This window comes from Alistipes dispar (assembly GCF_006542685.1).
In the GTDB taxonomy this organism is placed as follows: Bacteria; Bacteroidota; Bacteroidia; order Bacteroidales; family Rikenellaceae; genus Alistipes; species Alistipes dispar.
Window position 1 is genome coordinate 1,101,564 of the sequence record NZ_AP019736.1, and the last position, 23,385, is coordinate 1,124,948.

Below are 23,385 nucleotides of genomic sequence, written 5' to 3' on the forward strand. Positions count from 1 at the left end.
TCAGGGTTCGGATTTCACCGACAGCGGCACGCCCTCCGCCCCGGCATAAAACATCACCAGTTCGACCTCGTCGTCGCCCCGGTTCTCGCCGTAATGCAAAGTCCCTACCATTTCGACGATCCCCTCCCCGGGGCGGAACGTCCGCTCCGTCCCGTTCCCGGCGACCACGGTCAACTCGCCCCGCAGCACCACCCCCGCATTGACGACCGGATGGAAATGCTCCTCCAGCCGCGCATGCGGCGGAATCAGGATGCGCAGAAGCGACACGAGGGGCCGTCCCGCCGGGTAGGCGGGCAACGGCTCCCCGTTCCAGCTCGACGACGATGCGGCGATGCGCTCCGCCGTCGGTCCCTTTCCGTCCGACACGGCTCCGGCTATTTCGCCAGCTTGGCGCGGATATGCGCCAGCATGTCGTCGGTCATGCGCGAAAGGTCCCATTCGGGTTTCCACCCCCACTCCTCGCGGGCACAGGTGTCGTCCAGCGAATTGGGCCAGCTCTCGGCGATCTCCCGCTTCACGGGGTCGATGTCGTAGGTCATCTCGAACGCGGGCATCCGCTTCCGGATCTCGGCGCAGATGATCTCGGGCGTGAAGCTCATCGAGGCGATATTGAAACTGTTGCGGTGCACGAGTTTCGAGGGATCGGCCTCCATCAGCTCGACGCAGGCGCGCAGGGCGTCGGGCATGTAGATCATGTCCATATAGACGTCCGCGGGAACGGGACAGGTGAAACGGCCGCTGCGGATCGCCTCGTAGTAGATCTCCACGGCGTAGTCGGTCGTGCCGCCGCCGGGCAGCGTGACGTTCGAAATGATGCCCGGAAAGCGGACCGAACGGGTATCGACCCCGTACTTGTGGTGGTAATAGTTGCCCAGCAGCTCGCCCGTGACCTTGCAGACCCCGTAGATCGTCGTCGGCTGCATGATCGTATCCTGCGGGGTCTTGTCCTTGGGCGACGAGGGGCCGAAAGCGCCGATCGACGAGGGGGTGAAGAGCGCGCAGTGGTGCTGCCGCGCCACCTCGAGCGAGTTGTTCAGCGCACCCATATTGACGTTCCAGGCCATCTGGGGATTCCGCTCTCCCACGGCCGAAAGCAGCGCCACGAGGTTGAAGATCGTGTCGATCCGGTGACGGGCCACCACCGACGCCATCGCCGTGGCATCGAGGGCATTCAGCACCTCGAAGGGACCGTCCTCGCCCAGGGACTTGCACTCGCGCATGTCGGTGGCCACCACATTGTGCCCGCCGTAGATTTTGCGCAGATAAACTGTCAGCTCGGAACCGATCTGGCCTCCGGCGCCTACTATCAGAATACGTTTCATCTGTTTTTGGTTGTAATTCGTCAGTAAAGATAGAAAATAATCGGGAAAATCGCACATTTTTTTGGTCTTTTCATTTTTCTTGCGTACTTTTGCACCACTCGAAAGAGCAAAAGGCTGTCTTAGCTCAGTGGTAGAGCACTTCCTTGGTAAGGAAGAGGTCGTGAGTTCAAGTCTCATAGACAGCTCGGCGACAAGAGGGAGGGAAGAGGATTTCTTCCCTCCCTCTTTTTTGTATGCAGTCTTGCCTGCCCCCGGGAACGGAATGAGGAGAGGCCGCCGGCAGGTTACGATTTCCGGCATCCGGAGTATCGCTTCCGGCAACGGAAAAGTCCGGAAATGCACGTCGCAAAGCCGCAAATAACATGATAAAATAAAAGACGCGCATTTTGCTTACGATCAGACTCCATTTTACCTGCAAACGGCCGAAAACACCCCGGAAAAACTCGACACAGACCGGATCAAGAAGCATATAATATCACTAAATAACTACTATACAATATAATACAAAATATTAGCCGATAAGCCGTTTTTAATTACGATTTATCGAATCACGAGCGATCCGGCCCGAAAAACGCTTCCGGCACGACAAAAAAACAGGGTTTCGGGCACTTTTACAGTAAATTCAGATTATTAAATAATTTTACGAATATACCGCCCCGCCATTTCTCAAATCCGCCTGTGCAAAATTTAAATTTACATAAAAACAAACCGCGATTACCGTATTTATTTTACAAATAAATAAAAACGAGACGCCGCTTCCGACAGAATCGAATAAAATGCACGGCAGACAATTCATTAAAATTGCATGTCGATCCGAAACAGGATATAACACACCTTATTTTCAGATTATTTTCAGAAGAATACCCTCGGCGTCCGCCCGCACTGCACTATCAAAAAAGACGGTTTTTCAATGATTTTACTTACAATCCGATATTAAAAAACATTTTGTTCGTAAAATTTAATTTCGTACGTTTGCGGCGTAAGAAAGTCAGTTTCCTTATGCAAAAAACTATTCTACTCACTCTTCTCGCACTCTCCATGTGCGCGCTGTCTGTCGCGGCCCCGTCTAAGGGGGGGGGAATCTGGTCACCGTTAGCGGTGTCGTAACCTCCGCAGAAGACAAGCAACCCCTGATCGGGGTAAACGTGATTTCCGGCTCGGCGAGCGGCGTCTCGACCCTCGCGGACGGAAGCTATTCCATTCAGGTCGCACCCGGGACCACGCTGACCTTCCAGTACATCGGTTACAAGGCCGTGGAGTACACGGTCCCCGACGGACGGACGCAGGTGACCTGCAACCTCGAAATGCAGAGCGATACGCAGGCGCTCGAGGACGTGGTGGTCATCGCCTACGGCGTGCGTAAAAAGGGAACCATCGCCGGATCGGTCTCGACCGTAAAGGCGGAAAAGATCGAGACCACGCCCACGGCCGCCTTCGACCAGGCGCTGCAAGGGCAGGTTCCGGGCCTCACGGTACTCTCCAGCTCGGGCGAGCCGAGCAAGTCGGCGGAGCTGACCATCCGCGGCACGAACTCGATCAACGCCGGCACGGACCCGCTCTTCGTCCTCGACGGCATCGTGATCTCGGCGTCGGATTTCAATGCGATCAATCCGGCCGACATCGAAAGCCTCTCCGTCCTCAAGGACGCCTCCTCGACCTCGATCTACGGCGCACGCGCCGCCAACGGCGTGGTGGTCATCACGACCAAACGCGGGCGCATGGCCGACCGTCCGGTCATCAACTACCGCATGCAGCTCGGTATCTCGCAGCTCGCCCACGGCAACTGGGACCTGATGAACACCGCCGAGCGCATCCAGTACGAAAAGGAGATCGGGCTGACCGAAGGCAAGAACTACTCCCTGCTGAGCCAGACCGACGTGAACTGGCTCGACGAGGTTTTCAGCGACAACGCCCTGCTCCAGAACTACGAACTCTCGGTCTCGGGAGCCACCGAAAAGACGAACTACTACGTTTCGGGAGGCTACTACGACCAGGAAGGCATCGCCCCCGGTTCGGACTTCAGCCGCTATTCGCTCCGCGCCAACATCGAACAGCGCGCCGCCAAGTGGCTCAAGGTGGGGACCAACACCCTGCTCAACTACCAGCAGATCGAACTGGCGCAGTCGGGCGAATACACGGTCGTGACGCCGATTTCGGCAGCCCGCTTCATGATGCCCTACTGGAATCCCCGCCGTCCGGACGGTTCGATCGCCTCGATGGAGGACGGCAGCTGGAAAGGCGAAGGCCAGAACCCGCTGGAGTGGATCGAGAACAACCCCGTGCACTACAAGAAGTACAAGGTCATCTCCTCGCTCTTCGCCGAGGCCACGCCAATCGAAGGACTGACGATCAAATCGCAGTTCAGCGCGGACTACTCCCACTCCACGGGCTTCGGAATCTCCTACCCCGAATACTATCCCAACCTGGGCATCGGAACCGCCGCCCGGAACACCTCCGACGGCCTGACGCTCTCGGTCACCAATACGGTGAACTACCGCTTCCGCGTCCATGAGGACCATTCGTTCAACTTCCTCGTCGGACAGGAAGGCATCGACTACCACTACGAATCGTTCGGCGTGACCACGCAGGGACAGAACAACGACAAGCTGACCAGCATCACGACCGGAACCCGCGCCACGACGTGGGAGGACGAGCCGGACGACGACTACGGCTTCCTCTCCTTCTTCGGCCGCGGCGAATACAACTACGCGGACCGCTACTACGCCGACTTCTCGCTCCGCGCCGACGCCTCGTCGCGCTTCGGAGCCTCGAACCGCTGGGGCGTATTCTGGTCGGCGGGCTTCATGTGGAACATGCGCAACGAGCGTTTCCTGGAGAACGCCCGCGAATGGCTGACCAACGCCCAGATCACGATTTCGACCGGTACGTCGGGCAACTCCTCGATCCCCAACTACGAGCACCTCGCGCTGGTCAAGGGCGGTCTGGAATACGTGGGGACCGCCGGCATAGCCCCCTACACGCAGGGCAACGAGGAGCTGAGCTGGGAAACCACGTGGACCACGAACCTCGGCCTGCACTTCGGATTCTGGAACCGCCTCACCGCCGATCTGGAGTTCTACCACAAGAAGACGAGCGACATGCTCATGTCCGTCCCGCAGTCGTACACGAACGGCGGCTTCGGATTCCGCTGGGACAACATCGGCGCGATGGTGAACCGCGGCGTCGAGCTGAACCTGACGGGCACGGTCATTTCGACCCGTGACTTCGCCTGGTCGCTCAATGCGAACGTCTCCTACAACCACAACGAAATCACCGAACTTTACAACGGCGTCCGCGAATACGAGATCGCCTCGTCCGACCTGAAGTACGTCGTCGGCCACAGCATCGGCGAGTTCTACATGAACCGCTACGCCGGCGTGAACCCCGCCAACGGCGACGCCCTCTGGTACACGAAGGATGGCAAGCTGACGAACGAGCTCCGCGACGAGGACAAGGTGATGATCGGCAAGAGCTTCATCGCACCCTGGCAGGGCGGCTTCGGCACGAACCTGAGCTGGAAGGGCATCGCGCTCTCGGCCCAGTTCTCCTGGATCGCCGACCGCTGGGTGATGAACAACGACCGCTACTTCGACGAGTCGAACGGCCGCTTCGCCTCCTACAACCAGTCGAAACGGCTGCTCCACCGCTGGAAACAGCCGGGCGACGTCACCGACATTCCGCGCCACGGCGTTTACACCGAATTCGACACGCGGCTGCTCGAAGACGCCTCGTTCCTGCGTCTGAAAAACCTCATGCTCAGCTACACCTTCCCCCGGGAGCTGTTGCGCAAGACGCGTTTCATCAGCGGAGTCAGAATCTATGCACAGGCGCAGAACCTGCTGACCTTCACCAACTTCTCCGGGCTCGACCCCGAGGGCAACGGAAACACTTACGCGGCGGAGTACCCGATGACGCGCCAGTTCACCTTCGGTCTCGACTTAACCTTCTAAAGAAAATCCACGCAATATGTTATTACGACACATAAAACTCGGCCTCGTCGCCCTGACGGCGCTCGTCGGCGCGACCTCGTGTCTGGACAAATACCCCGACAGCGCCATTCCCGAAAAAGATGCCATGCAGACGTTCGCCGACGCCGAACAGCACCTGATCGGCATCTACGGACACCTGATGAACAGCGCTCTCTACAGCGGCTACCTCACGCTGCTGCCCGACATCCAGTGCGACCTGGCCTATGCCGTCGAAGGCAACTCGAACACCTACGGCGATTTCTGGCTCTGGAAGATCCGTCCCACGGACCTGCTCATTCAGGACGTTTACGCCCAGCTCTACGCCGTGATCGGCGCCTGCAATTTCTACCTCGACCGGATCGACGCGGTGATGGCCCGCGAGACCAGCGACGCCAACCTCGAAACGCTCGACCAGTACACGGGCGAGGTTTACGCCATCCGCGCGCTCTGCTATTCGGAGCTGCTCAAATGCTTCTGCGAGGCGTACGATCCCGCCACGGCCGAACAGCAGCAGGGCGTCGTGCTCCGCACGAAGTATTTCGAGAAGGAGCCCGTACGCCGCGCCTCCCTCTACGATTCCTACAAGTTCGTGCTCGACGACCTGACGCGCGCCGACGAGCTGCTCGACGACGCGGAGGACACGCCCAACAACTACTACATGTCCGAAGCCGCCGTGCAGGCCATCCGTGCCCGCGTGGCCCTCTACATGCAGGACTGGGACGCCGCCATCGAGTACTCGAGCATCCTGCTCGACGACAAGAAAGACACGTTCCACCTCGCCTCGTTCCAGGAGACCGCGGCCGACGGGGCCAGCACGTTCGACTACATGTGGGCTTACGACGAAGGACCGGAGGTGATCTGGCGCATCGGCTTCACCAGCACCTCCTACGGCGGCGCGCTGGGAACCGTGTTCCTCAACTTCAACCGCGACTACACCTACTTCTATCCCGACTACGTGCCGGCGCAGTGGGTGCTCGACGCCTACGAGGAGAGCGACCTGCGTTCGACCAGCTACTTCGCGGATTCGGAATCCGGCATCACGATCGGCTATGCCAACGGACTGGACTGGCCGCTGCTGGTGAAGTACTACGGCAACCGCGCGATCTTCATCCCGCAGCGCATCTTCCAGGTTTCCATGCCCAAGCCGCTGCGCCTGGCCGAGCAATACTTAATCCGCGCCGAAGCCTACTGCCGGAAGGCTTCGCCCGACCCGGCGCGGGCCCAAAAGGATCTGGAGGCGCTGCGCAAGACCCGTTTCGCATCCGGCGGCACGATTTCCCTCACGGGCGACTGGGCCACCGACGTGAAGACCTTCTCCGAGGAGCGCGTCCGCGAACTCTACATGGAAGGCTTCCGCCTGCAGGATCTCAAGCGCTGGGGGCTGGGCTTCGAGCGCACGCCGCAGTCCTGCACCCAGGACGAGGGCAACGACCTGAAGATCGAAGCCGGCGACCCGCTCTTCGTATGGCCGATTCCCCAGCACGAACTGGAGGCTCCGGGTTCGGAGATCACCCCCAACGAAAGCAACAAATAGTAACCTCATAGCAGACAAACCATGAAACGAATCATAACGTTCATTTTAGCGACGGGACTTTGCGCCTTCCTCGCAACGGGTTGCCAGGAGGAATACACGACCTATTCCGATGCGGAATACGTCATGTTCTCCGACTCCGTATCGCTCAACATGGTGCTGGAGAACCAGGACTATTTTACGGTTCCCGTCGCCTCGACCACGGCATGCGACTACGACCGCACGTTCGGCGTCGAGATCGTAGATCAGGGCAGCACGGCCATCGAAGGCGTGCACTACCGGCTGGCTTCCAACACGGTGACCATTCCGGCCGGCAAACGGACCGCCTACGTGCAGGTGCACGGCTATTACGACCGCATCGAACCTTCGGACACGTTGCAGTTCTCGCTCCGGCTGGTCATGCCCGAACAGCTCGAATGGGACCTCTACAAGGACCGGACCCGCGTCCGGATGCTGAAAGGATGCACGTTCCATGTCGAAGACTTCACCGGCTGGTGCGTCGTGACCTCGACCTTCCTGCAGGACTATCCCGGCGTGGAGAACACCAGCATCCAGCGCCTGATCCGCACGGAGCGGGATCCGAACGACCCGAACACGGTCATCATGCACAGCTGGCTCTTCTCGGGATACGACGTCCGGATACGGTTCGACACGAGCGATCCGGCCAAACCGCTGACGACGATGCCCGAGGACCAGGTGATGAGCGACGAGATGTCCGTGTTCGGCAAGATCAACGGCGACAACAAGATACTGGTCACCGACAACGCCAACTACTACTCCTTCTACGACGCGTGCGCGGGGAACGTCAAGCTCTGGACGCAGGTCTATGTCAAGAACATGGGCACGATGGTCGGCACGGTGGGTTCCTACTACAATATCATGGAGTGGATCAGCGACGAGGAAGCCGACCGCCTCGAGAGGGAGGAGGGCATGAAAAAATACGAATAACCGACCTGACAAACAAGTAAAAAACAAACGACTATGAAACGGTATTTACTCAATCTCCTTACGGTGGCCTTAGCAGGTGCGGGGCTTGCGTCGAGTTCGTGTTCCGACGAGGAAACGGGGGAAAAGGTTCCGGCTCCGAACTTTCCGGAAAAGACCGCTCTCGGCATCGAAGTCGGAGGGACTTGTTCGATTCCCATAGAGCCGAATCAGGACTGGTCGGTAAGCATAGACCAGAACGAGGCCGGCGAATGGTTCTGGATCGACGACGACGGCATGACCGCCTACACCGTGCGCGGCAAGGCCGGCAAACACGAAGTCGTCATCCGCGTCTCCGACAAGGAGGAGAACGACACGGACCGCAGCATCGACGTTTCGATGACGATGGGCGGCCAAACCCAGGTGATCGCCACGGTGACCCGCGGCAAGGTGGAGCGCACGTTCGACCTCTACCTGGGCAAGAAGAACGAAAGCGGCGACTTCACGCCCGACAGCGACGGCAAGTTCGCCTACGAGGAGACGGCGGCCGACGCCGCGACGGCCGTCATCGACCTCAAATGGCCGGCCGAGGGACAGAGCGGCCTGCGCTATCCCGTCAGGATCGCGGCCAATTTCCAGTGGCGCCTCGACTCGAAGCCCGCGTGGGTATCGGAGCTGTCGCCCTCGGAAGGCAAGGCCGGCGAGACGGTGGATATCCTGCTCACGGGCGATCCGACGGCCTATCCGCTCGACGACGAAGAGGGGGAGCTCGTATTCTGCGACTACAATAACACGGCAGAGAAATACACCTACAAAATGTCGATTCCGGGCTGCCGCGACAAGGGTTCGGTCGGCATCGACAAGGGCACGGTCTATACCTTCAACGCCGCCGGCGAGTACGGCAATCCGGCCTCCGGCACGACGACCTGGACCTACATGGGTCCCGAGTTCGACGTCGTGGCTCCCGAAATCCCGTTCGAGGACGGCACCCGCAACGGCAGCAAGGTCTACGTCGTGGAGAAGTCCGAACTCGCTCCGGGCAGCGGCATGTACATGTACGGCGCCTGCGACTGGCTGACGCTCGACGGTAACGTCATATCGGGCGAGAACGTGCTGGTGGAGACCGAGTACACCCTGAAGGCCGGAAGCAACCCGGACAGCGGCCTGCGGTCCGGTGCGCGAACGGCCGAAATTCTCATTCTCCCGGCCGACATCGCGCACGGCGTCTCGTCCGTGGAAGACCTGTTCGAGGAGGGTTCGTTCGGCGCGGCGGACCTGAAGGCCGAATACCGGGATTACATCACGGCGACGGTGAACCAGGACGCCCCGAGCGGCGTCTTCTCGGCACGCGACCTGGCATCGGCGGCCAAGAACGGCGATGCGTTCCGGACAATGGAATATTCGAACCCGGAGGATCAGACGGCCATGGACGCCATTGATCCGGACGGTACGATCCGGTACCTCTACCGCATGACCTACACGACCGAGTGGTCGAATGTCGAACTGAACTACGATCCGTCTTACGAGTCGTGCTTCACGAAGGAGAACCTTCCGAAGTGCGTCAGGGCCTTCACCAGCGAGGGCATCGGACATCCGATGGACGACCCGTGGGCATCCGTCGAGGCCATCGAGGCCGTTTCCGGCGGTGACGGCGAACCCATGACGGCTCCCGCCTTCCGAATCTCGATGGGCTCGGCGGAGAGCGCCAAAAGCTGCTTCCTCGTCTTCTACGACACGAACCAGACGCCCTATGCGGCCATCTGCTGCGAAGTCGATCCCGACAACGGCGGCCAGAGCGGCGGTTTCGAAGCGGCCTTCACGAATCCCGATCTGACGGAGGACGCCACGCTGGAACGGATCACCGAGGAGAACATGAACCGGATCGCCGGCGAATTCGCCGAGAAAGACGGAACGGCGGAGTCCTGGACGAGCACTTTCGCGGAGGCCCTCGGCATGGGACAGACGATCTACGCCCTGACCTACACCTCGGCCGCCCCGAAGAACACGGAACTGACCGTATCGGCCTACTCGAACGTGATGTGCATGCCGTGGGGCATCGCCTGGCTGAGCGCCGAGCCGACGGGCGACACGGGAATCGACATCACGATGAGCCGTCCCGGAGCCGAAGACCCCGCAACGGGCATGGTCAATTTCATGGACGCCTCGGGCGAAACCGCATGTATCATCTACTGCAATCCCGCATTCTAACAGACAACCACCGAACCCGTCCGGCAGCCCCGCGGCATGCGGGGCCCGCCGCGGGCAAACCAATTACCGAAAACAACGTTTACATGAAACTATTCAAATCCGCCGTAATGCTGACCGCCGGGCTGGCGATGGGATTTCTCGCCGGATGCTCCGACGATGACGGGATCGACAACCGGGACCGGGATTACGGGTACGTACAGTTCAGATTATACAAGGAGGCGTCCTACGACTCCTCCCGAACGGACGAGCCGCAGGCGGACGCGTTCCGGACGGCCGGGACCCGGGCCGTCAAACCGCAGCTCGACTACCTCGCCGAAGCCAGCAAGGTGCAGGTGACCCTCACCTGCGGCGAGCAGACCATCATCCAGACCCTCACCCTTTCGGCGGCCGACAAGGAGAGCGCCGAATACGGGATGCGCAGCGACAAGCTCAAACTGCTGACCGGCGAATACGAAATCGCCCGTTTCACGCTCTTCGACAGCAACGACGAAGAGCTCTACAACGGCAACGCCGCCGACACCCGCCTGACGGTCGTGTCGGGCGGTCTCACGACGCACGACCTGACGGTGAACGTCCTCCCGCGCGGCTCGGTGCGCTTCACGCTGACCAAGGACATGTCGGGATTCAACCCGCCCGCCAGGACCCGCAGCGACATTCCGCGCCAGTACATCTTCGAAGAGATCGGGAAGTTCGACGTCACGGTGAAGAACACCGAGACCAACAACCTGGTGACGTTCGAGCAACTGCCCGTCACCTTCTCGATCCACTTCGACGACGAAGAGAACGCGGAAACCCCTCCCGGATACCAGACCTCGACCTGCGCCTGCGACTCGCTCCTCTCGCTGCCCGCCGGCAACTACGTCGTGCTCAGATACCTGACCTACGACAGCGACGGCATCCTGCTCGAGACGAACAACAGTCCGGTCGAATCGCCCTTCACCGTCGAAGACAACCGCACGACCGAAGCCGACGTGGCCGTAACGCTCTACGAAGCAGACGAGTACATGAAGGATCACTATGCCCTCTATGCCATCTGGAAAGCGCTGCACGGCGAGGAATGGTCCTATCAGGGAGAGAACTACCCCATCGGTTCGAACTGGGACTTCAACAAGGATCCGGACCTGTGGAGCTACCAGCCCGGCGTCGAAGTCCACACCAACGGACGCGTGGCCAAAATCGACCTCAGCGGCTTCGGATTCTACGGCGACATGCCCAAGGAGATCGGCCAGCTCACGGAGCTCGTGGAGCTGTACCTCGGCACGCACAACGACGTGACGCAAGGTTTCGAGGACCCGACGCTGGACCCGAACCAAAGTATCGCGGAGCGCACGCGCAACCGGCTCGAGAATCACAAGAAATACCTGCACCTGCTGCATCCGGCGCAGCAAATGTCGTGGCCGTGCGCCTTCGCGCTGCGCGAACACAACATCCACATCCGCGCCACGGAGCTTTACGATCAGGGCTACACCGAGGATGAGATATTCGAAGCGGCGACGGGCCGCCAGCGCGACATCCGCCCGCTGGACACCTCGCACGGCAAACTCTGCAACGGCCTCAAATCGCTGCCCGCGGAGATCGGCAACCTGAAGAAACTCGAATACCTCTACATCGCCAACAGCGCGATCGAATCGCTGCCCGACTACGAGGGCGAAGGCAAGGAGGGCATGCAGGGGCTGGAATCCTGCACGGACTTCGAAGTCTATAACTGCCCGAAGATGGAGAAGTTCCCGATAGCCATAACCAAGATGCCGCGCCTCGTGGCCGCGAATCTCTCGAACAACAGGCAGTGGCAGGCACAGGACCTCCACGACGGACTCAAGGCGTTGGCCGAAGGACCGTCGAAGGAGTACATCCAGTTGCTTTACCTGGTGAACAACAGCCTCGAGGAACTGCCGGCGGAGTTCAGGAACATGAAGAGACTGAGCATGCTCGACCTCACCCAGAACCGGCTGCGCGTACTTCATCCGCTGGGTAGTGAGGTGGCGCTCGTGCAGTTGTTTCTCGACAACAACCGGCTCGAAGAGATTCCGACCGACGAAAACGGCATATTCTGCAACATAGCCGACATGACCGACCTCTCGGCGAGCTACAACAAGCTCCGGAAATTCCCCAACATCTTCAAGGAAGCGAAAAGCGCCATCGCCAACATCGACTTATCGTACAACCAGATAGCGAACTTCACCGAAGAGGAGACCGCGGCTTTTCACGGCGTCTTCGTCGAAACGCTGACGCTGACCGGCAACACCGGCATCACGAAGTTCCCCAAATGGCTGGCCGACAGCGAATCGCAGGTGGCCTACATCATCCTCCGGGGCTGCGGTATCACGGAAATCCCCGAAGGCAGCTTCAAGGGCAAGTATTCGAACCAGTTCGTCTCGCTGGACCTGACCTACAACCGGCTGTCGAAACTGCCCGACGAGTTCAACGCCCTCCAGTTGCCCAACCTCTACGGACTGGACATCTCGCAGAACGCCTTCTCGAAATTCCCCACCGGTCCGCTGACCTGCAAGGGCCTGACCATCCTCGGCATCCGCGGTCAGCGCGACGCCGACGGCGAACGCTGCCTGCGGGAGTGGCCCACGGGGCTTTACAACCATGTGGGACTGCGCGGCTTCTACATCGGCTCGAACGACCTGCGCAAGATCGACGACACGATCTCGACGGCGATCTGGACGCTCGACATCAGCGACAACCCCAACATCACGTTCGATGCGTCGGGCGTATGCAGCGCCTGGCAGAGCGGAGCCTACGTGCTCATCTACGACAAGACGCAGAATATCGTCAATTGCGACGCGATGCTTGAATAACCATTAAGAACACGAAGGAATCATGAAACTGAAAAGCTACATAGCCGTATCCCTCTGCGCCTTCGCACTCGCCGGCTGCTCCGACGACGACAGGAAGATCGGCGTTACGGTCGATGGCGACGCGATCGAAATCGGCGCCGAAGGAGGAACGCGGAATATCAAGGTGACGGCCGACGACGCCTGGATCGCCACGACCAACGATCCCTGGATCACCATTTCTCCGGCCAACGGCCGCGGATCGGCCCAGTGCCGGATCATCATCGACTCGGCGCTGCGCAACGAACCCCGGCAGGGCATCGTGCGCATCCAGAACCAGAACGACTGGGAGGAGCGCCGGGATATCACCGTCTCGCAGGACGGATACGATTACGCCATCACGCTCGACGACAAGGAGATCAACGTCTCGAACTACGCGGCCTACGACGACCGTTCGTTCGACGTGCGGGTGAAGACCAACGTGGACTTCGACATCGAAATCCCCGAAGAGGCCCAGGCATGGCTCACCGCCGGCGACTACAAAGTGGAACTCGATCGGGGCCTCCGTCCGCGCGAAGTGACCGTCCGCTTCAATTGGGGCATCAATTCGCGCGACATCGAACGGAACGCCGTAGTGAAGTTCAGGCCGAAGGACGAAGTGACGCTGGCCCGTCAGGACGAACTCTCCGTAAACCAGAACGCCGCGGAACCGATCGAAGAGGACACCCGCGCCGGCGACTCGGTGGCCCTGCTGGCCATCGCCCGCTCGCTCAACATGTGGGAGTCGTGGGAGACCAACGAAAAGATGGACAACTGGGACAACGTCGTCCTCTGGGAGGAAGGCATGGACGGATACACGCCCGAAAAGGCCGGACGCGTGAAGTTCGCCAGATTCTCCACGTTCGGGACCAAAGAGGGCCTGCCTTTCGAAGTGCAGTACCTCACCGCCGCCGACGAACTGGTCTTCTTCTCGAACACCAACTGGACGACCTTCGACCTCTCCACGGGCGAGTACATCACCAAACTCGGACAGTTGCGGCGTCTGACCATCAGCGGCTACGGACTGGTGGACCTCGACCCGGACTTCAAGAACCTGAAGAACCTCGAGTCGCTGGACATCTCCGTCAATAACTTCGAGAAAATCCCCGAAGTGCTCACCAAGGAGAACTTCCCCAAGTTGCATGCCCTCTACCTGAACACCTGCCAGAGAGGGGTCATCTACGATCTGTCCAACACCACGACGACCCATTTCGGCGGTCTGTTCGAGGAGACCGACCAGACGCGCGAGTTCCCGCGCCGTCTGCTGGAGTGGGACAACCTCGACACGCTGACGCTCTCGGTGAACTACCTGCAAGGACGCATTCCCGACATGAAGGACTACGCCCAAAAATACACGCAGGCGGACATCAGCGCCGCCGACTCGCTGCCGCAGGCGCTCGTCGGAACGCCCAAGGTGCTGCCGAACATAAAGAGGTTTTCGATCAACCTGAACCGGCTCACGGGCGAGTTGCCCGAATGGCTGCTCCACCACCCGGCGCTCGACTGGATGGATCCCTTCACGCTGGTCTTCACGCAGGAGGGCAAGGACCAAGACGGCAAGCTGGCAGGCTTCACCAACGAGCCGGTCAATCTGGACGAATACTATCGGTTCTACGAAGGAAAGAAATACCTCGATCCGAACAAAAAGGAGGAGTAACGGAATACCCCGACACCTAATAAACACGACAGGAAAATGAAAAGATCCATATACGGCATTTGCACCGCGGCGCTGCTCGCCCTCGGTGCCTGTACGACCGACGAACTCCCTGCGCCCGACAAAACGCAGCCCGACGGGACGGAGCAGACGAAGCCCGTCTCGGGCGAGGTGCTCGTGAAATTCAAGAGCTATGTCAGCGACATCCTCGACCAGACCGCGGCACGGACCCGCAGCGGCGGACCCGCGACCCGCTCGGGCATCCTCTCCGTGGACGAGGTGCTCGACCTGGTGGGCGGCTACGAGATCGAGCGCGTCTTCCCGGTGGACCCCCGCACGGAGGCCCGGACCCGCGAAGCGGGGCTGAATCTCTGGTACGTGGTACGGTTCGACAAGGAATATACCGTGGAGGAGGTCGTCGAGCGGCTCTCGCAACTGGGCGAGGTGCAGTACGCCAACCCCAACCGGACGATCAAACGCGCCTACAACCCTCAAAAGAAGGCCGTACCCCTCACCAGGGAGCGACTCAGCGCGCTCACGCGGCAGACCCGCGCCGCAGCCGCGGAATACGGCTTCAACGACGCGCTGCTGCCCCAGCAGTGGCACCTGGTCAATCGCGGGACGATGTTCACCGGCACGGAGGCCTGCGGGGAGACGAAATCCGTCGTCGGCGCCGACGTGCAGTGCGAGGAGGCGTGGAAACTCTCGACGGGCGACCCGTCGATCATCGTCGCGGTGCTCGACGAAGGCGTCTGCCTGACCCACCCCGACCTGCAGGCGAATATCTGGACGAACGAGGACGAGGTGGACGGCTCGCGGGAAGACAACGACGGCAACGGCTATGCGGGCGACGTCCACGGCTATAATTTCGTGACCGACACGGGCGTCATCTCCTGGGACGACATCTCCGACACGGGCCACGGCACGCACGTGGCCGGCGTGATAGCGGCCCAGAACGACAACGGCGAAGGCATCTCCTCGATCGCCGGCGGCACGTCCTCGCAGCCGGGCGTGAAGATCATGTCGTGCCAGATCTTCTCGGGCGACAAGGGCGGCAACTCGATGACCTCGGTGAAGGCGATCAAATACGCGGCGGACAACGGCGCCGTCGTCCTCCAGTGCAGTTGGGGATATGTCTCCGGCACGGCCAACAGCTACGAATGGGGCACGCCGGGCTACGCGACCGAGGAGGAATGGGAGACGATGGATCCGCTCCAGAAGGAGGCGCTGGACTACTTCATCCACAACGCCGGATCGCCCAACGGCCCGATCGAGGGCGGTATCGCCGTCTTCGCCTCGGGCAACGAGTACGCCAACTCGGCAGGCTTCCCCGGTGCGGCCGAAATGTGCGTTTCGGTATCCGCCACGGCGGCCGACTTCACGCCCGCCACATACACCAACTACGGGCCGGGCACGAAGATCGCGGCCCCGGGAGGAGACCGGGACTACTACTGGGACTATTGGACGGAAGGCGACAACGCCACGCGCGGCGAAACGGGCTGTGTGCTCTCGACGCTGCCGTTCAATGTCAGCGAAACGGGATACGGTTACATGGAGGGCACCTCGATGGCCTGCCCGCACGTCTCGGGCGTCGCGGCGCTGGGCCTCTCCTACGCCGCACAGTTGCGCCGCCACTTCACGGCCGACGAATTCAAGGCGCTGCTCTACGAAACGACGACCCCGATCGACGACCGCATGAAGGGCTCCAAGCTGTACTACCGCTACGCCTATGAAATGGGGCTCACCCACCCCACGCACCTCCTGCTCTCAGACTATGCCGGGAACAGGATGGGCGCGGGACAGGTGAACGCCGCCCGGCTGCTCGACGCGATCGGACAGAACGGCCGTCAGATGACCTTCCCGAACCTCTACATTCCGCTCGAAGGCGAGGTGACGGCCATCCCCGCCAACTACTTCCTCGGCGGAGAGACGCTCTCCTACACCGTGAAGATCGACGACGAGTCGGTCGCCTCGGCCTCGATGGACGGTTCCCGTCTGACGGTCCGCGGACTGAAATCGGGCGTCACGAAGGCGTCGATCACCGCCAGCAACAACGAGACCCAGACGTTCAACATCACCGTCCGCAAGTCGGCGAGCGGCGACGGCTGGCTCTGACGGATTCCGACGGATGAGACCCGGCTGGAAAACCACGGCACTTTGCCTCGGAGCCTTGTGCGCGGCATCGGCCGCCGCACCGCTCCGGGCGCAGGTTCCGCCCGTTCCGCAGGCGCTGCGGGACAGCGTGGCCAATCCCCCGAAAGCGCAGGGGAGCGGTGCGATGCGTTTCCTCGAAACGCACATCGACGCCGGACGGATCGGCGAGGACGACCTGCCGCCGAGCTACACGTTCCGCTGGACGAACGACGGCGACGCCCCGCTCGTCATCACCCGCGTGGAGACCACCTGCGGATGCGCGGTTCCGTCCTTCGACCGACAACCCGTACTCCGGGGCGGCGAGGGATCGGTGACGGTCACCTACCACCCCAGGCGGCACCCGGGGAACTTCCACCGCCGGATTTTCGTCTTCACGCAGCTCTCCGCACAACGGCCCACGGCGATTCTGGACCTCACGGGACATGTCACGCCCTCGTCGGCCCTGCCCGCGGCGGACTACCCCTACGCGATGAACGGACTGCGGCTCAAGCAGCGGGAGGTTCGCATGGACGGAACGCAGCGCCGGACCGAACGGATCGCGTGTCTCAACGCCGGGCGGCAACCGCTGCGCATCTCGGCCGACAGCCTGCTGCTGCCGCCCTATGTGCGCTTCGAGTGCGAAGCCGCGACGCTGGAGCCGGGCGCGACCTGCGACCTGATCTTCCGCTTCGATCCCGCGAAGGCTCCGGAACGCCTGCCCGAACAGGTTCCCGTGATCCTGCGGGGACTGGGGCTTCCGCCCGTGCAAAGCACGGTGCGCATCCTCTTCGGCGAAAGGCCGCGGCCGGAGACCGAATACATGAAACAGACAGAAAAACAAAAAAGAATACCATGAAAAACTTTCTGAAATCCACCGTTCTCTCGCTGGCCGTCCTCTGCCTCTGCGCCTGCGACGACGACAAAAGTTACGAAGACCCCGGGCTGGAGGTGACCCCGCACAACATCGCGGGAACGTGGCAGCTCGCCGAATGGAACGGCGCGCCGCTGGCCGAAGGCAGCTTCGTTTACATCGAATTCACGCGCAAGGACAAACTCTTCACCATGTACCAGAATCTCGACAGTTTCGGCACGCGCAAACTGACGGGACGCTACGACATCACGACCGACGTCGAGCTGGGAGCGATCATCATGGGACAGTACGACTACGGCACGGGCGACTGGGAGCACCGGTACATCGTGTCGGACCTCGACGCCGACACAATGACCTGGACGGCACAGGACGATCCGTCGGACATCTCGATCTACGAACGCTGCGCCTCGATTCCCGACGAGATCACCGGCGCGACCGGCGAGGAGCCGGACACGGAACCGGACGGGGAGTGATTCCCGGCGGTCCCGGCGGCTTCATCGAAAAGCATTCGCCGGAAGGAGGCTCCCGGCTCCGCGGACCGGAAGCGTCCGGAGGCACTTCCCGACAGAGCCATCCCGGCCGCGGCCGTCCGCAGCCGGGATGACCTTATATATATGGGAAAGGAGGTCGTTTTCCGTCCAATCCGCCAACATTGCGCCCGAAAAAGTCTTACGCGAACGGCGCGAAAGGGATACCTTTGCCGGAAACGAACCCGAACCATGCGCATTCACCTCAATCCCGCTTCGGAGGCCCTGCGGGCATTCGCGGAAGGGCTTCCCGGATCCTTCGACCGAAGCGGAGAGACGCTCCATGAAGGACGCAACACGATCAAGGCATTCGAAGCAGACGGGAACAAGCTGGCCGTCAAGCGATTTCAGCGCCCCGACCCGCTGCGGGCCGTGATCTACACCTTCTTCCGCCGCAGCAAGGCGCGCCGCTCCTACGAACACGCCGAGCGGCTGCGCGCCCTGGGCATCGACTCCCCGGAACCGGTCGCCTGGAGCGAATACCGCCGCCACGGCCTGCTGTGCGACAGCTACTACGTCTGCCGCCGTTCCGACTACGCCCCGCTCTCGCAGGCCACGACCCGGTTCCCGGCTCCCGACACGCTTCCCGTGCTGGAGGCCTTCGCCCGCTTCGCAGCCGAGCTGCACGCGAAAGGAATCGAACACGAGGATTTCAATCACGGCAACATCCTCTGGCAGCGCGACCCCGCCACGGACCGGTTCCGGTTCCAGCTCATCGACATCAACCGGATGCGCTTCTCGGCGCGGGCATTGCGTCCGCGCCGGTGCATGATAAACCTGCGACGCCTGGCCTGCCCGGCCGCGGCGTTCCTCTTCATCCTGGACCGTTACGCCGAGGCGCGCGGCTGGAACGGGGACGACACCCTCCTGCGGGGCACTTTCTTCCGGCTCGTGTTCGGCCGTCGCCGCGCATTGCGCAAACGCTTTCGGCAGCGGATCTCGGCCCGCCGGAACGGAAAAACACGCCGAAAATTTGGATTCCCGGAATAATTCGCTACATTTGTCCTTCGATAAAACGATCCGGACGATGCGTTCATACGGCTTTGCATATTATTTCCATTACTTTTTCTTTTATCGCAAGAGAAAAAGCGGGACCGTATGCGTTTGATCCGACGAGGCGAAAAGCATAAGACGAATGAGACACGAAAATCCCGCTCCCGAAAGAGCGGGATTTTCCGATTTTTACACACCCGACATGAAACGAGTAGCGATACAGGGCATCGCAGGATGTTTCCACGAAACGGCGGCGCGCCGTTATTTCCGGGACGAGGCGATAGAGGTCGTCCCCTGCCGGAGTTTCGGCGCACTGTTCGCCCGGATGGCCGGCGACCCCGCGCTGCTGGGCATCGCCGCCATCGAGAACACCATCGCGGGCAGCCTGCTTCCCAACCACGAACTGCTGCGGCAAAGCCGCGCGCGGATCGTCGGCGAGCAGAAGCTCCGCATTTCGCACGTCGCCGCGGCGCTGCCCGGACAGGGACTCGACGCCGTGAGTGAGGTGCGCTCGCATCCGATCGCCCTGATGCAGTGCGGCGACTTCCTGAAAGCCCATCCGGCGCTGAAGGTCGTCGAGCGGGACGACACGGCGGGCAGCGCCCGCGAAATCGCTGAAGGCCTCCTATGCGGCACGGCGGCCATCTGCGGCGCCGACGCGGCCGAACTGTACGGACTGGAGATACTCGAACGGGAGATCGAGACCACGAAACACAACTTCACCCGCTTCCTGCTGCTCGCCGACGAAAGCCGCGCCGAAGCCTTTTCCGAACCGGAACGCATCGACAAGGCATCGCTGCTCTTCACCCTTCCCCACACGCAGGGCAGTCTGTCGAAGGTACTCACCGTACTCTCGTTCTACGACATCAACCTGACGAAAATCCAGTCGCTGCCGATCGTCGGCCGCGAATGGGAGTACCGCTTCTACGCGGACGTCACCTTCGACCGTCGCCGGCGCTTCCGCCAGGCCGTCGGCGCGGTCCGCCCGCTCACGAGCGGCTTCCGCATCCTGGGCGAATACGCCGAATGCACGGATCCGGCCCTCTGAATCACGAAACGACAAAACGAAAAACATACTTCAGACCATGAACGACATTCAACCCATCGCACTCCCCGGAGTGGATCCCCGGCGACCGCTGGTCATCGCAGGCCCCTGCAGCGCCGAAACCGAAGAACAGGTGATCGAAACGGCCCGCCTGCTGGCCGCCGAAGGCTTCCGTATCTACCGCGCGGGGCTGTGGAAACCCCGCACCAAGCCGGGCGGATTCGAGGGCGTCGGCGCGGCGGGCATCCCGTGGCTGCAACGCGTCAGGCGCGAAACGGGCATGTACGTCTCAACGGAGGTCGCCACGCGCGAGCACGTCGCCGCGGCGCTGGCGGGCGGCATCGACCTGCTGTGGATCGGCGCCCGCACGGCCGCCAACCCCTTCGCCATGCAGGAGATCGCCGACGCGCTCCGGGGACAGGACATCCCCGTGCTGGTGAAAAACCCCGTCAGCCCCGACCTCGAGCTGTGGATCGGCGCCATCGAACGCATCCGCAACGCCGGCATCCGCCGCATCGGAGCCATCCACCGCGGCTTCACCTCGATCGACAAGAGCCTCTACCGCAATCACCCCATGTGGGCCATTCCGATCGAGCTGCACCGCCGTCTGCCGTCGCTGCCCATCTTCTGCGACCCGAGCCACATCGGCGGCAAGCGCGAACTGATCGCCCCCCTTTCGCAGCAGGCCATGGACCTCGGCTTCGGCGGCCTGATCGTCGAGGCGCACTGCTCGCCCGACTGCGCCTGGAGCGACAAGGCGCAGCAGGTGACGCCCGAAGCGCTGGCCTACATCGTCCGCAACCTGACGATCCGCGAACAGACCTCCACGACCGAGAACCTCAACGAACTGCGGGCGCAGATCGACAAGCTCGACGACGAGCTGCTCGAACTGCTGGCGCGGCGGATGCGCGTCTCGCACGAAATCGGGCAGTACAAGAAAGAGCACGACATGCCCGTCCTGCAGGCGCAGCGCTACGAGGAGCTGCTCGCACGCCGCGCCGCACAGGCCGTCGAGATGGGCATGGACCGCGAATTCATGCGCACGGTGATGCAGGCCATCCACGAGGAGTCCGTCCGGCAGCAGATGCAGGTGCTCGGGAAGTGACGCCGGGTGCGGGTTACATTTCCGTTAAAAATCGGCGCACGGCATGCAACATCGGCGAATGTTGCGTAATTTTGGGGCGAAATCCGATCCGCAAACTCCGACAGCTATGGCAAAACACAAGATTCTGGTGGTGGACGACGAAGAGTCGCTGTGCGAAATCCTGCAATTCAATCTCGAGGTCGAGGGTTACGAAGTGGATGTGGCGTACAGCGCCGAACAGGCCCTCGGGATGCACCCCGAACGCTATTCGCTCATCCTGCTCGACGTGATGATGGGCGAAATCAGCGGATTCCGGATGGCGCAGATGCTCAAGACGAACCCCGAGACGGCGAATATCCCGGTGATCTTCTGCACGGCCCGGGACAACGAAGACGACACCGTGGCGGGGCTCAACCTCGGGGCCGACGACTACATAGCCAAACCCTTCTCCGTGCGCGAGGTGCTGGCCCGCGTGCGCAGCGTGCTGCGACGCACCGCCGCGGCGCAGCCGGCCGAAGACCGCATCGGGTTCGAAGAGCTGGAGATGGACCTCCGGCGCAAGGTCTGCACGCTCGGCGGCGAGGAGATCCCGCTCACCAAGAAGGAGTTCGAGATCCTGGCGCTGCTCATCGCCCACCGGGGCACGATCTTCTCGCGCGAGGAGATCCTGCACCGCATCTGGAGCGACGAGGTGGTCGTGCTGGACCGCACCATCGACGTCAATATCACGCGCCTGCGCCGCAAGATAGGCCCTTACGGCGAATACATCGTAACCCGTCAGGGCTATGGCTACGGGTTCAAGGGTTAGGCTCTCCTACCACCGCCGCCTCTTCCTCGGGCTGCTCCTCTTCCTCTGGACGCTCGTGGGGAGTTTCGTGCTGTTCCAGTACGGCCGCGAAAAACGGTTCAAGGTCGAACGGCTCGACGACCGCCTGCAACTCGTCAATCTGCGGGTGCTCGACGCCTACGCCGCCGGAGAGGCCCCCGAACGGATCGCGGCCCGCTGCGGGGGGCCGTTCGACGACCTCCGCATCACGCTCATCGACCGCTCGGGACGCGTATTGTTCGACAACTCGCTCGACACGCTGCCGGACGAGAACCACCTCGGCCGCCCCGAAGTGGCCGCCGCCCTGCGCGACGGCACGGGTTACACCATCCGCCGCCACTCGGAGAGCACGCACCGCAACTACTTCTATTCCGCCATGGCCGACGACCGCTGGATCGTCCGCACGGCCGTACCCTATTCCGTGCCGCTCGCCGAAATCCTCTCGGCCGATCCGGCCTATCTGTGGTTCATGCTGGGCATGACGCTGCTGATGAGCGTGGCGGGCTACTTCGCCACCCGGCGGCTGGGGCAGAACATCACGCGGCTGAGCGACTTCGCCCGCCGCGCCGAACGGGGCGAACGGATCGACCAGACCGCCAGTTTCCCGCACGACGAGCTGGGCGACATCTCGCGCCACATCGTGCAACTCTACGCCGACCTCCAGCGCACGGCCGCCGACCGCGACCGGGAACATGCGCTGGCGCTGCACGAGGAGCAGGAGAAGATCCGCATCAAGAAACAGCTCACGAACAACATCAACCACGAACTGAAAACCCCCGTGGCGGCGATCCAGGGGTATCTGGAGACCCTGCTCGCCTCCCCGCGGATCGCGCCCGAACGCCGCACGGCCTTCCTCGAGAAGAGCCTCGCGCAGACCGAACGGCTGCGCCGCCTGCTCTCCGACGTATCGACCGTGACGCGCATGGACGAGGCGAGCCAGCTGATCCGGAAGGAACCGGTCGTGCTGAACGACCTGATAGCCGAAACGGCCGCCGACATGGAGCTGCGCCCGGCCGACCAGCGGCTCCGCGTCCACGTCGATTTCCCGCGGCGGGTCGAGGTCTTCGGCAACCCCTCGCTGCTCGCCTCCGTCTTCCGCAACCTCGCGGACAACGCCGCCGCCTACTCGGGCGGGCGCGACATCTTCATCCGCCTCGCGGAGGACACGCCCGAGGAGTGCACGGTGCTCTTCGCCGACAACGGAATCGGCGTGGACGAAGAGCACCTCCCGCACCTGTTCGAGCGCTTCTACCGCGTGGACAAGGGACGCTCGCGCAAACTCGGCGGCACGGGGCTCGGGCTGGCGATCGTCCGCAACGCCGTGGCGTTCCACGGCGGCACGATCTCGGTCCGCAACCGCGACGAAGGCGGACTGGAATTCCGCTTCACCCTGCGCAAAGTTTCATAGGAGAGCAACGTCCCCGTAACGGAATTGTAACATCCGTTTCGGAACTTTGCACCGTACAAACGTAAAAAT

The 23,385-nt window shown here is 61.8% G+C and carries 16 protein-coding genes and 1 tRNA gene; 15 read left to right on the top strand and 2 right to left on the bottom strand.

Annotated elements, in window-relative coordinates:
- Both FME97_RS04925 and FME97_RS04930 read right to left on the bottom strand, forming a co-directional pair.
- Complete coding sequence (locus FME97_RS04925) at positions 1 to 366, bottom strand: cupin domain-containing protein (RefSeq protein WP_232522934.1); 366 nt, start codon at positions 364 to 366, stop codon at positions 1 to 3.
- 8 nt (positions 367 to 374) lie between these two features.
- A complete protein-coding gene (locus FME97_RS04930; protein ID WP_141428151.1) occupies positions 375 to 1,322 on the bottom strand; it encodes an NAD-dependent epimerase/dehydratase family protein in 948 nt (315 codons plus the stop codon).
- 113 nt (positions 1,323 to 1,435) lie between these two features.
- On the opposite strand from FME97_RS04930, the gene FME97_RS04935 reads away from it, so the two are divergent.
- From FME97_RS04935 to FME97_RS05005, 15 genes are all read left to right on the top strand, one after another.
- Positions 1,436 to 1,507 (top strand) — tRNA-Thr (locus FME97_RS04935).
- A gap of 897 nt (positions 1,508 to 2,404) precedes the next feature.
- The gene (locus tag FME97_RS04940) at positions 2,405 to 5,272 is read left to right on the top strand and encodes a SusC/RagA family TonB-linked outer membrane protein (RefSeq protein ID WP_162502093.1); all 2,868 of its coding nucleotides are present in this window, start codon (positions 2,405 to 2,407) and stop codon (positions 5,270 to 5,272) included.
- Positions 5,273 to 5,288: 16 nt separating this feature from the next.
- Positions 5,289 to 6,824 carry a RagB/SusD family nutrient uptake outer membrane protein gene (locus FME97_RS04945; protein ID WP_141428152.1) on the top strand — a complete coding sequence of 512 codons (1,536 nt, stop codon included), beginning with the start codon at positions 5,289 to 5,291 and terminating at the stop codon, positions 6,822 to 6,824.
- Positions 6,825 to 6,845: 21 nt separating this feature from the next.
- The gene (locus FME97_RS04950; protein WP_141428153.1) at positions 6,846 to 7,769 is read left to right on the top strand and encodes a DUF4984 domain-containing protein; all 924 of its coding nucleotides are present in this window, start codon (positions 6,846 to 6,848) and stop codon (positions 7,767 to 7,769) included.
- Between the two features lie 33 nt (positions 7,770 to 7,802).
- Positions 7,803 to 9,953: a hypothetical protein gene (locus FME97_RS04955; RefSeq protein ID WP_141428154.1), complete on the top strand. Its 2,151-nt coding sequence runs from the start codon at positions 7,803 to 7,805 to the stop codon at positions 9,951 to 9,953.
- Between the two features lie 83 nt (positions 9,954 to 10,036).
- Positions 10,037 to 12,760, top strand: coding sequence for a DUF4458 domain-containing protein (locus tag FME97_RS04960; RefSeq protein WP_141428155.1), 2,724 nt, complete (start codon positions 10,037 to 10,039; stop codon positions 12,758 to 12,760).
- Positions 12,761 to 12,782: 22 nt separating this feature from the next.
- Positions 12,783 to 14,432, top strand: coding sequence for a BACON domain-containing protein (locus FME97_RS04965; RefSeq protein WP_141428156.1), 1,650 nt, complete (start codon positions 12,783 to 12,785; stop codon positions 14,430 to 14,432).
- Between the two features lie 36 nt (positions 14,433 to 14,468).
- Positions 14,469 to 16,544 (top strand): S8 family peptidase, encoded by a 2,076-nt coding sequence (locus tag FME97_RS04970; RefSeq protein WP_141428157.1) that lies wholly within the window; start codon positions 14,469 to 14,471, stop codon positions 16,542 to 16,544.
- 13 nt (positions 16,545 to 16,557) lie between these two features.
- The gene (locus FME97_RS04975; protein WP_141428158.1) at positions 16,558 to 17,418 is read left to right on the top strand and encodes a DUF1573 domain-containing protein; all 861 of its coding nucleotides are present in this window, start codon (positions 16,558 to 16,560) and stop codon (positions 17,416 to 17,418) included.
- Entirely contained in the window at positions 17,415 to 17,906 is a 492-nt protein-coding gene (locus FME97_RS04980) for a lipocalin family protein (RefSeq protein ID WP_141428159.1), read from the top strand. Before FME97_RS04975 ends, FME97_RS04980 begins: the two co-directional genes overlap by 4 nt.
- Before the next feature lie 246 nt (positions 17,907 to 18,152).
- Positions 18,153 to 18,950 carry a lipopolysaccharide kinase InaA family protein gene (locus FME97_RS04985; RefSeq protein WP_141428160.1) on the top strand — a complete coding sequence of 266 codons (798 nt, stop codon included), beginning with the start codon at positions 18,153 to 18,155 and terminating at the stop codon, positions 18,948 to 18,950.
- A 205-nt stretch (positions 18,951 to 19,155) separates the two neighbouring features.
- Complete coding sequence (locus FME97_RS04990; protein WP_141428161.1) at positions 19,156 to 20,001, top strand: prephenate dehydratase; 846 nt, start codon at positions 19,156 to 19,158, stop codon at positions 19,999 to 20,001.
- A 37-nt stretch (positions 20,002 to 20,038) separates the two neighbouring features.
- Entirely contained in the window at positions 20,039 to 21,103 is a 1,065-nt protein-coding gene (locus tag FME97_RS04995; protein ID WP_141428162.1) for a bifunctional 3-deoxy-7-phosphoheptulonate synthase/chorismate mutase type II, read from the top strand.
- A 106-nt stretch (positions 21,104 to 21,209) separates the two neighbouring features.
- On the top strand, positions 21,210 to 21,890 hold the full coding sequence (locus FME97_RS05000; RefSeq protein WP_141428163.1) for a response regulator transcription factor: 681 nt from the start codon (positions 21,210 to 21,212) through the stop codon (positions 21,888 to 21,890).
- Positions 21,868 to 23,316, top strand: coding sequence for a sensor histidine kinase (locus FME97_RS05005; RefSeq protein WP_141428164.1), 1,449 nt, complete (start codon positions 21,868 to 21,870; stop codon positions 23,314 to 23,316). Before FME97_RS05000 ends, FME97_RS05005 begins: the two co-directional genes overlap by 23 nt.
- Positions 23,317 to 23,385: the final 69 nt, after the last annotated feature.